At 43.8% G+C, this 12945-nt stretch carries 16 protein-coding genes; 9 read left to right on the top strand and 7 right to left on the bottom strand.

Annotated features, from left to right (window positions below; all coding sequences use genetic code 11):
• Positions 1 to 4: 4 nt before the first annotated feature.
• The 4 genes from GTQ38_RS04255 to GTQ38_RS04240 all read right to left on the bottom strand — a co-directional run bounded on the left by GTQ38_RS04255 (position 5) and on the right by GTQ38_RS04240 (position 2938).
• Positions 5 to 571, bottom strand: a complete 567-nt coding sequence (locus tag GTQ38_RS04255) for a nucleotide exchange factor GrpE (protein WP_161434242.1) — start codon at positions 569 to 571, stop codon at positions 5 to 7.
• Positions 572 to 702: 131 nt separating this feature from the next.
• Positions 703 to 1662 (bottom strand): TIGR01777 family oxidoreductase, encoded by a 960-nt coding sequence (locus tag GTQ38_RS04250; RefSeq protein WP_161434241.1) that lies wholly within the window; start codon positions 1660 to 1662, stop codon positions 703 to 705.
• 107 nt (positions 1663 to 1769) lie between these two features.
• Positions 1770 to 2432, bottom strand: coding sequence for a tRNA (5-methylaminomethyl-2-thiouridine)(34)-methyltransferase MnmD (gene mnmD, locus GTQ38_RS04245; protein ID WP_161434240.1), 663 nt, complete (start codon positions 2430 to 2432; stop codon positions 1770 to 1772).
• 2 nt (positions 2433 to 2434) lie between these two features.
• Positions 2435 to 2938: a DUF4920 domain-containing protein gene (locus GTQ38_RS04240; protein ID WP_161434239.1), complete on the bottom strand. Its 504-nt coding sequence runs from the start codon at positions 2936 to 2938 to the stop codon at positions 2435 to 2437.
• Positions 2939 to 3046: 108 nt separating this feature from the next.
• Here GTQ38_RS04240 and GTQ38_RS04235 point away from each other — a divergent pair, with 108 nt between their 5' ends.
• On the top strand, positions 3047 to 4114 hold the full coding sequence (locus tag GTQ38_RS04235; RefSeq protein WP_161434238.1) for a branched-chain amino acid aminotransferase: 1068 nt from the start codon (positions 3047 to 3049) through the stop codon (positions 4112 to 4114).
• Positions 4115 to 4162: 48 nt separating this feature from the next.
• On the opposite strand, the gene GTQ38_RS04230 is transcribed toward GTQ38_RS04235, so the two are convergent.
• Positions 4163 to 4549 carry a pyrophosphohydrolase domain-containing protein gene (locus tag GTQ38_RS04230; protein WP_161434237.1) on the bottom strand — a complete coding sequence of 129 codons (387 nt, stop codon included), beginning with the start codon at positions 4547 to 4549 and terminating at the stop codon, positions 4163 to 4165.
• A 41-nt stretch (positions 4550 to 4590) separates the two neighbouring features.
• Here GTQ38_RS04230 and GTQ38_RS04225 point away from each other — a divergent pair, with 41 nt between their 5' ends.
• From GTQ38_RS04225 to GTQ38_RS04200, 6 genes are all read left to right on the top strand, one after another.
• Complete coding sequence (locus GTQ38_RS04225) at positions 4591 to 4779, top strand: hypothetical protein (RefSeq protein ID WP_161434236.1); 189 nt, start codon at positions 4591 to 4593, stop codon at positions 4777 to 4779.
• Between the two features lie 116 nt (positions 4780 to 4895).
• Positions 4896 to 5078: a hypothetical protein gene (locus tag GTQ38_RS04220; RefSeq protein WP_161434235.1), complete on the top strand. Its 183-nt coding sequence runs from the start codon at positions 4896 to 4898 to the stop codon at positions 5076 to 5078.
• 17 nt (positions 5079 to 5095) lie between these two features.
• Entirely contained in the window at positions 5096 to 5470 is a 375-nt protein-coding gene (gene crcB, locus GTQ38_RS04215; protein WP_161434234.1) for a fluoride efflux transporter CrcB, read from the top strand.
• Between the two features lie 293 nt (positions 5471 to 5763).
• Entirely contained in the window at positions 5764 to 6102 is a 339-nt protein-coding gene (locus tag GTQ38_RS04210) for a P-II family nitrogen regulator (RefSeq protein WP_161434233.1), read from the top strand.
• A gap of 27 nt (positions 6103 to 6129) precedes the next feature.
• Positions 6130 to 7383 carry an ammonium transporter gene (locus GTQ38_RS04205; RefSeq protein WP_161434232.1) on the top strand — a complete coding sequence of 418 codons (1254 nt, stop codon included), beginning with the start codon at positions 6130 to 6132 and terminating at the stop codon, positions 7381 to 7383.
• A 123-nt stretch (positions 7384 to 7506) separates the two neighbouring features.
• The gene (locus GTQ38_RS04200) at positions 7507 to 8658 is read left to right on the top strand and encodes an outer membrane beta-barrel protein (RefSeq protein WP_161434231.1); all 1152 of its coding nucleotides are present in this window, start codon (positions 7507 to 7509) and stop codon (positions 8656 to 8658) included.
• A gap of 68 nt (positions 8659 to 8726) precedes the next feature.
• Here GTQ38_RS04200 and GTQ38_RS04195 read toward each other — a convergent pair whose 3' ends face one another.
• The gene (locus GTQ38_RS04195) at positions 8727 to 9392 is read right to left on the bottom strand and encodes a DUF1684 domain-containing protein (protein ID WP_394350958.1); all 666 of its coding nucleotides are present in this window, start codon (positions 9390 to 9392) and stop codon (positions 8727 to 8729) included.
• A gap of 214 nt (positions 9393 to 9606) precedes the next feature.
• On the opposite strand from GTQ38_RS04195, the gene GTQ38_RS04190 reads away from it, so the two are divergent.
• Complete coding sequence (locus GTQ38_RS04190; RefSeq protein ID WP_161434230.1) at positions 9607 to 10806, top strand: MFS transporter; 1200 nt, start codon at positions 9607 to 9609, stop codon at positions 10804 to 10806.
• Entirely contained in the window at positions 10803 to 11537 is a 735-nt protein-coding gene (locus GTQ38_RS04185; RefSeq protein ID WP_161434229.1) for a DJ-1/PfpI family protein, read from the top strand. Before GTQ38_RS04190 ends, GTQ38_RS04185 begins: the two co-directional genes overlap by 4 nt.
• Here GTQ38_RS04185 and GTQ38_RS04180 read toward each other — a convergent pair.
• Complete coding sequence (locus GTQ38_RS04180) at positions 11524 to 12945, bottom strand: alpha/beta hydrolase (RefSeq protein ID WP_161434228.1); 1422 nt, start codon at positions 12943 to 12945, stop codon at positions 11524 to 11526. The two genes, GTQ38_RS04185 and GTQ38_RS04180, sit on opposite strands and share 14 nt — an antisense overlap.

Raw genomic sequence — 12945 nt, 5'->3', positions numbered from 1 at the left:
CTATTTAAGTTCCGACAACCACTTTAGGGTGTCGGATTATTTTATCCCCTAGGGTAAAACCTTTCTCAACAACGTCTATGATCTTTCCTTTCAGCTTTTTATTTGGTGCCGGAATCTGTGTGATAGCATCGTGCACCTCAGCATCGAAAACATCTCCCTGTTTTATGACGATCTCCTCCAGACCTTTGGCTTTGAGCGTCTCTCTGAATTTATTGCTGATGAGTTCTACTCCTTTGAACAATTCCTTATCCTCGGATTTTGCGATCTCTTTTAGAGCGCGATCAAAATCGTCCATTACCGGAAGAAGGGAAACCATAATTTCCTGACCTGCCGTCTTAAACAGATCCATCCGCTCCCTGGAGGTGCGCTTTTTATAATTCTCGAATTCAGCAAAAAGTCTTAGGAATTTATCTTTTTCCTGCGCAAGGGCTTCCTGAAGCAACTCGGTTTCCGAAGGTTTAGATACTTCCTCAGCACTTTGTTCTTCCTCGATCATCTGGTCCTGACCCTCGTTTGCCGTTTCTTCTGATATTACGTCTTCCAGCTCTTCCGCCTTATTTTTCTTACTCATGTAGTATATATTTAAAATACCCGAAAATGGGATGGCAAAAGTACTGCCAATTCTTTAAAAATGTCAAAATGTCACAAAAAAAACATCCGCCGGCGGCGAATGCGTGTTTGCGAAGCTAAGATCAGTAAAAATCAGACGTATTCTTCGGTGAACTGACCCTTTCGGGAATCCTCTTCAGTACCCTTTGCCAAAAGCTTTTCCAGGGCCCTCCCAATGTTCGGGTACTCAAAAACAAAACCGGATTGTTCTATTTTCTTACTGCTCACACGTTGACTTGCAAAGAGCAACTCAGACATTTCTCCGAGCAACAGTCGCATTGCAAAGCGAGGTATATTGGGAAGGATCAATGGCTTTCTGAGGACTCTGGCAATCTCCCTGGTGAGCTTGGTATTGGTAACCGGGTTGGGAGCTACAGCATTAAATGTTCCCTCAAGCCCCTCGGTCGCCACAAAGAACAGCAATCGGGCCAAATCCTGAATGTGGATCCATGATTGCCATTGCTGACCGCTGCCAAATGCAGCTCCGGCATAGTAATTTATGGGCCTGACCATTTCCGAAAGAGCACCTCCTTCCATAGACAAAACGAGACCTATCCTTACTTTAGCCGTTTTAAAGCCCAGTCCATCTATCTGATCCACCGCTTTCTCCCAGTCCTGAACCACATCGCCCAGAAAGTCGTCCGAGATTTCTGTGGAATCTTCAGTGTAGAAATTGGTAAGCGAATTTTTGTATATGCCTATGGCTGAGGCAGAAACCAGGGAAGTAATTCCGGAAGTATCCGCCTGGCTAAGTCCTGTACGTAAAGTGTTTAGGGTGTCTAAGCGGCTGGAGCGTATTTTTTTCTTGTATGAAGGGGTCCATCTTTTGGAAACCGTGGCCCCGGCCAGATTTATTATTGATTCAACTCCCTTAAAAGCCTCGAGATCTATCTCACCCTTATCCGGATTCCATAAGTAACCGTTATAGCCCTCCCGCTTTATGAGCTTCTGTTTACTGGTAGTCAGGTAGTTTACCTCAATACCCTGTTGCTCGCACAACCTTGTTAGTTCTGTCCCAACCAAACCAGTGGCTCCTGTGATCAAGATCTTCATACTCCCCTTTTTGCAAATGTACCGGTTTTATGCAGGGCTAACTAAGGGTTTAGTTAAGCTTTAACACAACTGTTTAACTTTTAAGCAACTAAAGATGTGACTATTACCTATGGTTTTATAGCCCTTAGCATTTCGCGTTTACCCGGAGGTCCAGGTAGTCTTTCAACCCTGAATCCGGCGGATTCCATAGCCCTCCTTACACTACCTTTCGCAGCATAAGTAACCAGAATACCTTCCGCTTTTAGCGCCTTAAACATTTTGACAAAAATCGCTTCAGTCCAAAGCTCTGGCTGTACTCTTGCTCCGAAAGCGTCAAAATAAACAAGCTCGTACATATCTATATCCTCGATCTCCCTGAAATCCTTTTGTTGCTTCTCCAGAACAAAACCGCTTTCTATTGGATTGGCTTCTTCCCATGTAGCCTTGTGCATGCGTTCAAAGGATTTTGCATCTTTCTCTGCACCGAGCATTTCAAGGTAATTCAGTTGGCTGATCTCCTCCGGAGCTACCGGGAATTTTTCCACTCCGGTATATCTTATGGCAATACCCTTTTTTCGGGCCTCAATTAGCGATATCAGGGCGTTTAAACCGGTCCCAAAACCTACCTCCAGTATGCTTATTTCCCGCTTGCGGATCTGATCCAATCCATGAGAAATGAACACGTGATATGCTTCCTGAAGCGCTCCGTGAAGTGAATGATACTGTTCACCCCATTCCTCGATCTGAATGGTCGTTGAACCATCCGCCGTTTTGATCACTTTCCGTTTCAAGTCTATTGCTTTAGCAGTACCCCATCCGCTTCAAAGCCGTAGTTTCTGATCTCTTCGGTAATGGCAGCAATTTCTTTCTCGGATTTGCCTGCATCCTGAGCGTAGTGTTTTTGATCGTCCACACTTACCACTTCCAGAAATGCGTTGCCATTTACAACTACCTCTTTACCGACTATGTCCGTGGGTACAAAAAAACCGTAGTCCTTAAATTTCACCATGGTCTCTGCTCCATCGGGTAACTCCAATTTCATCCAGCAGCCCTTTACCTGGCAAACCTCTTTTACCCTTGCAGAAAATTTGGTCTTTAAAGTATCTGATGCTCCAAGGGCCCTATAAGAAGCCAAAACTTTTTCAGGTTTTTCAATTCCCGAAGTAGATAATTTTTCTCCATAGGATTCGTATGCCGTGTTTTTTTGCATTTCATCCACATTCTTAGCCGACTTCTCCTGCTGCTTACAGGCGCTAAACAATACCAAAACCACAAGTAAAATGTTAAAACCTTTCATTATTAATAATATTTGTGAGACATCTGCAAAACTCAGAAATTTTGCCCTAAAAAAGAAGGGCGAACTCTGTATAAATGATTAATTTTATTCTTGTAAAACGCAATTTTCATGGAGACATCGGTTAAAAACCTTTCGATTGAAAAGGTAAAAACTTCAAGGCTTAGCGAGATTGACTTTGACAATCTCTCTTTTGGCAGTGTATTTGCAGACCATATGTTGATCTGCGAATACGTCGATGGAGCATGGCAATCGCCAAAAATTGTTCCTTACCAGCCTCTGAGCCTGGAGCCGTCAGCCAAAGTTTTTCACTACGGCCAGGCCATATTTGAAGGTATGAAGGCTTACAAGGACAGCGAGGGAGGTGTTTGGCTTTTTAGACCACAGGAAAATCAAAAACGATTGAATATCTCTGCCAAACGTCTGGCTATGCCGGAGTTGCCGGAGGAAGTTTTTATGGATGGGTTGAGAACGCTACTTCAACTGGATGAGAAATGGATTCCTCAGGCCGCAGGAAGTTCGCTATACGTCAGGCCATTTATGTTTGCCTCCGGAACAGGTTTCCATGCCTCTCCAGCAGACTCCTACACCTTTATCATTGCCTGTGCTCCTTCGGGTGCATATTTTTCTGGTAAAGTTAGTGTCCTCATCGAGGAGAAATATTCCCGTGCCGCAAATGGCGGAGTAGGTTACGCCAAAGCCGGTGGTAACTACGCCGGACAGTTTTACCCAACTCAGTTGGCAGTAGACAAGGGCTACCAACAAGTAATTTGGACTGATGATGTAAGCCACGAATATATAGAGGAAGCCGGTGCGATGAATGTATTTGTGCGCATTGGCGACACACTTATCACCAGCCCTGTTAGCGACCGTATTTTGGATGGCGTGACAAGGAAAAGCATACTAACTCTGGCAGAAGATCTTGGGATTCCGACAGAAGTCCGGAAGATCTCCGTGCATGAGCTTGTCGAGGCGGCAAAGGAGGGAAGTTTAAAAGAACTCTTTGGTGCTGGCACGGCGGCAGTGATCTCTCCGATAGCATCATTCGGTTATAAGGGGAAAGATTACGAGCTTCCGGAATTGGAGGATAGCTACGCACATAAACTGAAGAAAATGATCACCGATATTCAGTACAACCGGGCCGAAGACAAATTTGGCTGGCGGTACAGCGTATTGTGATCCAAAATTCATATAAATAAGAAGGAGGGCTTTTACACCCTCCTTTTTTTATTTATCCAGAACTCCTTTAATATCCGGTTTGAAATAATCCGGGCCCTTTAGCACTTTTCCGTCTTCGCGGTAAATGGGCTTCCCATCGGCACCCAGCTTACTCATATTACTGCGCTGGATCTCTTCAAAAACCTCTTCTATCTTATACTGCATACCGTGTTCCAGTATGGTTCCGCATAGGATGTAAAGCATATCCCCAAGAGCGTCCGCCACTTCTACCAGGTCGCCGTTTTGGGCCGCCTCAAAATACTCCTTGTTCTCTTCGTCCATAAGATCAAAGCGCAGCCTGTTTTTGGTCTTTCCGAGGTTAGCAATAGGTGTATCCGCCACTCCTAGTCCGAAGGCGGTGTGAAATTGTTGAACCGCTCTGATCTTTCTCTTCATGTTTAAGTCTTTTTGGTTTAATTTTGCCAAAAATACACAATATGTTCAGCACCGGGCAACTCATTTTTGCACTCTTTTTTATCCTTGCTTTCACTGTTGTCCTAATCGTTACCTACAGAAAAGACAAGACCATCCACAAAAAGAATTACAAAGGTTTCGGATGGGTAGGGCTGGGCTTTACGGTATTTGTAATCATACTATTTCTGATTAAGCATATGCTCAATAAATAGGTAGGAAAAGTATGCATACCACAAAAATTAAGATATTCACAACATTCTTTCCGAATTATTCGTATAATATACCAAAAGGCTTAATTTTGCGTTGTAATGTTAATCAAATCCGATAAATGGTAACCTTTTTTGCGATTTTTGCTGTTCTTGTCCTCATAAATGCCGCCCTACTGATCTCCAGTATCCTGGGTAGCAGAGACAAAAAAGTTGCAGATCTGAAAAAGGGTGTTCCCGGACAGACTCCGGCAAAAATCCTTCCTTTGGATTTCATTTCCTCCAAATACAAAAAAGCGATTTAGTTTTATACCTTTAGGGTATGAAACAACAGTTGTTGCTTGTTTTTTTAGGTGGAGGCCTCGGTAGCTGTCTCCGCTTTCTCATCTCAAGAAGTTTTAACGATCACTTTGAACATTTTTACCTGGGCACCTTTATGGTGAACATTATAGGTAGTTTGATTATTGGCGTCATCCTCGGTCTTTCCGCAAAGGGGAATCTGCTCAGTGAAAGTCAGGTTCTCTTACTAACAGCAGGCTTTTGCGGCGGATTTACCACCTTTTCAACCTTTGCATTTGAGAAGCATTCCCTATTAAGTTCGGGAGAATTACTACACTTCAGTATCTATCTCATTAGCAGTATTCTAACAGGGATTTTGGCCATTGCATTAGGCCTTTGGCTGGCCAGATTGTTTTGATTATCACATTTACCTCCCTTTTTATTTAATTTTCAATAATCTTCTAAATTTTATCACATTTTTAAACAAATCAGCGGAGAATGTAGTGAAATACGTACAATCTTTTAAGATTGACTGCCCTTTTTTGACTATTCATCATTAATAATGCAATTTTTTCAATTTGAAAAAGAAATACCCATAAAATTATGGGGGTCATTTTGAAATAAAAACAAAAATTAGACCAATACCCCCACTTTTTGATGGGGGTAATTTTTTTAGATATATATTTGGCCCGTCAACAATAAACTTTACAAATGAAAAAAATCGAGGCAATTATTCGAAAATCGAAATTTGATGAGGTCAAAAAGGCACTGCATCAGATTGAGGTAAACTTCTTCAGTTACTGGGATGTAACTGGAGTTGGCAACGAGAAGCAAGGACATGTTTATCGAGGCATTTCCTACAGTACATCAGACATCCAAAGGCGTTATTTGGTGATCGTGATTTCCGATGAATTTCTAGACAAAACCTTAAGTACCATTATGGAATCGGCTCGTACCGGTAACGTAGGGGATGGAAAGGTGTTTGTGTCGGACGTCATGAATGCCTATCGAATAAGAACAGGAGAAGACGGCCATGCCGGAATCAACTAAAAACTAACTAACTAATACTTATAAGAAATGGACGCAGGATTATTTACAGCTAATAATGTTTGGATGATGGTTTGCACCGCCCTGGTGTTTTTTATGCACATGGGTTTTGCATTTTTAGAAATCGGATTAACCAGACAGAAAAATACAATTAACATATTATTTAAGAATATTTTCATTATCACTGTCGGACTATTAATGTACTACATTGGTGGTTTTAACCTGATGTATCCCGGATTTGAGGAAGGTTCTTCAGGTATTCTCGACTTTGCAGGATTTGGTATTGGAGCTCCTGAAAACGGGATGACTCCGGATTATGCCGATGGTGGTTACACCTGGTGGACAGATTTCCTGTTCCAGGGGATGTTCGCCGCCACAGCCGCTACCATCGTTTCCGGTGCGGTTGCCGAACGTATCAAAATAGGACCTTTTATGATATTCACTATCCTATATGTAGGCCTTGTATACCCTATAGTTGGGTCATGGCAATGGGGAGGTGGATTCCTTTCTACCCTTGGTGGAGAAGACGGAGGATTCTACGATTTTGCAGGTTCTACCCTGGTTCACTCTGTTGGAGGATGGGGAGCCCTTATCGCTATATACCTGCTCGGTGCCCGTATTGGCAAGTTCGGGGAGGATGGAAAACCTAAGGCTATTCCAGGTCACAGCATCCCAATGGCAACAGCCGGGGTACTAATCCTTTGGCTAGGCTGGTTCGGTTTTAACGGAGGTTCTGTACTTTCGGCAGACCCGGCCACTACCTCACTGGTACTCGTAACAACCTGTCTTGCAGCCGCCGCGGGAGGTGTAGGATCATTTATCCTTTCTACCCTACTATACAAAAACTACGATCTTACCATGTTCCTTAACGGAATTCTGGGCGGACTGGTAGGCATCACTGCAGGAGCAGACCTGATGTCACCTACCGAATCAGTTGTTATCGGGCTGATCGCTGGAGCGATTATCGTACTGGGTGTTGCACTCATAGACAGATTGAAACTAGACGATCCCGTAGGTGCGGTTACAGTTCACCTTATATGCGGTATCTGGGGTACACTCGCGGTAGGGATCTTCGGTTCCATGGCAGGAATGGATCAATTCCTTTACCAATTGGCCGGAGTTGGAGCCGCCGCGACCTTCTGTTCGCTGACAGCATTCCTGATAATCTTCGCACTTAAGAAAACCGTGGGAATACGGGTATCTAAAGAGGAAGAACTGGAAGGATTGGATCTTCACGAACACGGTATGGATGCATATGCCGACTTCAGAATGAACCAGCATTAAAAAGAAAAAGAACGGAGCGTTCTGCCAAACGCTCCGTTCAAAACCATTTCCATATTACTTATAACTAAAGCTCAATTAACTAGTTAACATCCTGGTTTTATGCAGGATACAAATCATTAAGATATGAAAACGATCATTCACACAAATTACATAAAAAATATTATTCTTTTGGCCATCATGCTTGTCGGAACAGCCTCTTTTGCACAGGACGATGAAGAGGAAGAAGGGTCAAAATTTAGCTTCAGCGGATCCGTTGATGCCTACTACCGCGCTAACTTCAATGGCCTGAATAAGGAGGTGCCTGTACTTGACACGGCTGGAGACCAGATAGGGGTTATCCCTGCCACCGCTCCGGGATCCTCTTTTGCTAACGACCCTGGATTCGCGTTGGGTATGGTAAATCTGATCGCGGGTTACGAAGGTGATAAGGTAGGTTTTGTTGCCGACCTTGTTTTTGGTCCACGAGGAGAAGATGCAGTATTTGGTTCGCCTTTCGGATCACCCAACATCGTAAACCAGCTTTACGTCTATTGGAATGTCAGCGAAAGTACCACACTTACCTTTGGTAACTTCAATACCTTCCTGGGTTATGAGGTGATCTCCCCTACGGCAAACTTTAACTACAGTACATCCTATATGTTCTCTTACGGACCATTCTCTCATGCTGGTCTTAAGGCCGACTTTGATCTTGGAAATGACTGGTCTGCCATGCTTGCGGTATTGAACCCCACAGATTTTACGGATATCAACCCATTCGGTGAGCTTTCTTTTGGAGCGCAACTAGGGTATTCCGGTCAGTATATCAATGTTCTTTTCGGTAAGCAGGGATTCAATGAAGTGCTAGACGGTACGGGAGCCCTTGTAGATACTGATGTTAAGTCCCTCTTTCAAATAGACTATACTGGAGGTTTTGATGTGTCAGATGATTTCTTCCTCGGAATCAACGCGACTTATCAGGACACCGATGGAGCCGGTTTTTACGGAGCCGCCTTATATCCTCAGTTAAAAACTTCCGAGACCTTTACAATCGGACTTAGAGGTGAGTACTTTGCCACCAGCGAGTTCTTTGGTGATATTGCAGGTATTGGATCAGATGCCGATGGCGATGGTAGTGTATTTACAGTGACGCTTACCGGAAACGCCAAGGTAGGAGATCTGACCATCATTCCGGAAATTCGTCTGGACAGCTCTTCTGAAGATGTTTTCGTGAATAACGATCTCGAAGTCAACGGAAGCCTGGCATCATTTGTACTCGCAGCAGTCTACGGGTTTTAGAAAAGAATCGATTAGTTTGGTTTTGTTTAGTTCACTCAGGCTGAGGCCCCGGTCCAAGGATCGGGGCTTTACTTTTTGGCCGTTTCCGGAAAAGCCTTTACCCCCGCAGTTACCGGAATATTCAAGGCGTTCACCCGCGGGACTATAGGACAGGAATATTTCGGATTGTAGGCACAATAGGGATTATAAGCCCTGTTGAAATCAATGATGAGGCTATCACCCTGCGGAATTCTCAGATCGAGATAACGCCCACCGGCATAAGTCTCTTTTCCGTTGGTCAGGTCCAGAAAGGGTAAGAAAAGATAGTCTTCGTAACCTTCTTCCTGCATAAGTTCCCTGGTTTGATAGATCTCTAACTCATGCCATTCTCCTTTGAGGTAAAAAAGTGCAATTCCATAAACCACCTCCTCCGACTTCCTGTCTGTATTTGTGGGCATCAAAAAGGGAACGGCATCCGGCGTTCTTTTCAGCGAGGCCACTACCCTATAGCTGGTATCCGGTTTAAAAAAATCCAGTCCTTCGAAATCCTTCCGATGACGGTCTGCCAATGGGGAGCTATCCGGGTCTTTGAATTCCGCATCCAGATTCCGCTGAAAATCCAATATCTCCTGCACCATTTCAGAGCCATTCACCACCTCCATCTTGGCTGCCTGATCATGGTATTTCTTGCCTTGATTACAGGAGACCAAAAAGACCAGTGTCAAAAGCGTAAAAGTGAGTATTGCGCGCTTCACAGAATTTAGTTTTGAAGGTAAAAATACAACATAGCATTTTTTTATGTAGCTTTGAGCTTCATTTTAGAAAAATGCAAGCACTTTCGATTTTTAAGACTGTCTATACAGATCCAGGAACTAGGGTCAGGAGCTGTCTATGTTGAAAATCGAACGTGATTATTAATAATATAAGCCCTGGCGATTCCGTCAGGGCTTTTTTAATGGGTTTTATACGGTGAAAACGCTCTATTTAAACTATATAAATTCCTTTAAAGGCTTATCCAGTGAAGTATGGTGGTTGGCATTAATAACGCTGATCAACCGTGCCGGCACCATGGTTATTCCCTTCCTCTCACTTTACCTGACCAATGATCTCGGGTTGAGCCTGGAAAATGTGGGCATAATCATGACCTCCTTTGGGCTGGGTTCCCTGGTTGGCTCCTGGCTGGGTGGAAAACTGACGGATCTCTTTGGTTACTACAGGGTAATGCTGATAAGTCTTGTCCTTACCGGCATACTATTTATCAGCATACAGTTCCTGTCGGATTTTTGGGTATTGAGTGGAGGTATCTTTATACTGATGATCGTTGCAGATGCCTTCCGGCCCGCTTCCCTGGTCGCATTAAGTGCCTATAGTAAACCGGAGAACAAGACCCGTTCTGTAACACTCATACGCCTGGCCATAAATCTGGGGTTTTCCGCCGGGCCCGCAGTAGGTGGTCTTATCATTGCCACTTTAGGATACGGAGGTTTATTTTGGGTGGATGGGGGAACCTGTATCGCAGCGGGAATATTGTTGTGGTCCCTTCTGAATCCCAGGAAAGCCAAGGTCCTTGATCAGGTTAAAAATAGCGCTCCAAAATCCGCCTACAGGGATTTACCATATGGGCTCTTTATCGGGTCTATGGTCCTCTATGGATTTATTTTTGTTCAGTATTTTTCGACTATGCCACTTTACTACAAAGAAGAGCGATTACTTAGTGAATACGAGATAGGCTTACTCCTTGGTATGAACGGGCTTTTGATCTTCACTTTTGAGATGCCGCTGATCAAATTCATGGAAAGCAGGCCATGGTCTAAAATCGGGAATATTATAGCCGGTTTATTCCTGGTTTTAATGAGTTTCTTTGTTCTTAACCTTTCGTCCTGGGGCGGCATAGTAGTTATAGGAATGTTGCTCATGACCCTTGGAGAAATGATAATATTTCCATTTTCCAACGCCTTTGCGATGGACCGTGCCAAACGTGGCAATCAGGGGGAGTATATGGCGTTGTACAGTATAGCATTTTCCATATCACATGTCTTTGCCCATAATTCAGGCATGCTGTCTATATCCCAATACGGATATGAAATTACCTGGTATGCAGCTGCATTAGTTGGGCTATTGGGGATTTTACTACTTTTAGCACTTAAAAAGCTGATCCGAAGAAAATGAAATACATATTCCCACTTGCCTTTGCCGTAGTGCTGCTCTCCTGTTCGGAAAGCAGGGAAAAAACGAACTCCCCGGCCCGGGAAGAAGCCTATAGTCCAAAACTGGAATCCAACCGTTATAATGTGGCATTCCTCATTATGGATGGAACCTATAACACGGAATTCACAGCCCCTTTTGACATATTCCAGCACACCCAATACCGTGAGGGAATAAAAGCCATGAATACATTTACGGTAGCCAACTCCAGGGATGCTGTAATCTCCTTTGAAGGAGTGCGGATCTTACCAGATTTTGACTATACCCGGGATAGCCTGCCACCTATTGATATTCTGGTAGTTCCCAGCGCGGAACACCATCTTGATTCGGATCTGGAAGACGAGGTAATGCTCAATTTTGTAAAGCAGGTCGGGCAAACTGCAAAATTTGTTACTTCTCATTGTGACGGCTCCTTTGTGTTGGCCAAGGCCGGACTGCTGGACAGTGTGGTTTCCACCACCTTCCCCAGCGATATAGAGGCGTATAAGACCATGTTTCCCAATCTCAAAGTCGCAGACAGCGTGCTTTTCGTGCATGATGGGAAATACATCACCTCAGCAGGTGGAGCCAGAAGTTTTGATGCAGCGCTTTATCTATGTGAATTTTTGTACGGAAAAGAGATTGCGAGATCTTTGGCCAAAGGCCTGGTCATAGACTGGGATTTAGATGCTGTTCCCCATCTCATTCCTCAATGACATCGTAGCGGGCGTCTTTAAGGTATTTATTGACAATCTCATTGAATTCCGGGCTAATCCGGAATAGGGCCGTATGTTCTAATTCGTAAAGGGCCGCCTTGTCCTTGTACCCATTTTTAAGCAGCTCTTCCAGGTAGAAAATTGATGTTCCGTAATCTTCGTACTTAGAACTTAAAGAAATAATACTCAGGTAGTGTTCGTATTCTTTTGGAGCGGTAATCGTCTTTAACATCCATAGAAAAAGAAGCCCTTCTTCATCTTTCAATTTTTCTTCATTGAGCAAATCGATATTATCTTCAATCAGGGCATTTATAAAACCTGAAAGCCTTTCACCCATCATCTTTTCTTCGGAATTATTGCTCTTCTTGTACTGGGCCAGCTTCCCCATTTGGTAATTCCACCATCCCAAATTATTGAAATTATAGGTCAGCAAATCCTCTTCCAGATAATAGAGGTAGTCTTCCTTGATAAGACCTTCACGAAACAGAATGTTGTTTTCATTTCGTTTTTGACTCCGGTATACCTTATCCCTTCGAATTGCTTTTCTAATTGCCGCCAGGGAATCCAGTTCGTAAAAAGGTCTGTAGACAGATACCATCTCCTGAATCAGGTCGTGTGCCTGAAGCATTTTTTGTGCCGAACGGAGTCGCGTATATGTCTGATAGCGCTTCTGGTAACTTTGCAATACCTGTTGATCATCTTTTTCAGTGTTGCCTTTTGCCATGGCTGCGAGCTTAAGGATCTCCATGGCTCTTGAGATATGACCTTTAGGAGGCCACTCATGTCCTCCTTCAAAAGTGAGCAACTGATTCGGGAATTTGAGCCGGTTCAGCACCTTGGCGGCATTCCTCATGGTGCTGTAATTAAAATCTTCTTTACCGACTATCCCTACAAAATGAAAGGGTCTTTTGTTACTTAATAGTTCCGTATTCGGAACAGGGGAACCAACGGAAATAACCCCTTCAATCTGCTTGACAAAAGTAGGTATGGCCGAAGCGAATTTTGCTCCGAAGGAGAAGCCGGCAGTATAGGCCCGCCGATTGTTAATGGGCAAGATCTTGGATACAGCCCCGAACATACGGCTGGCGATCAATACGTTTTTGGAAAGTGATAAACTATCACTAACACTGTTAGAACTGGCCAGAATATAACCGTGTTCCTCAGCAGCCTCCGTAAACATATGAAGCGCCTGTTTGGACTTACCCTCCATCTCAAAAACGAACACTATTGGCCAACGCCCGGTATTGTCAAAACTTGTGGGAAGATATAATGAATAACTCTCTGGAATTGAATCATTTACCGGTATAGCGTTCATAATGACCCCTTTTTTTAGGGTGAGTTGCTGGGCACTCAAATCCCCGCCAATTGCGGCACTCAAGAGGAAAAAGAAGGGTAAAAGTTTCTTCAT

The organism is Poritiphilus flavus (assembly GCF_009901585.1).
GTDB lineage: Bacteria > Bacteroidota > Bacteroidia > Flavobacteriales > Flavobacteriaceae > Poritiphilus > Poritiphilus flavus.
Note: the sequence above shows the minus strand (reverse complement) of the source record. Positions and strands in the feature narration are given on the sequence as shown.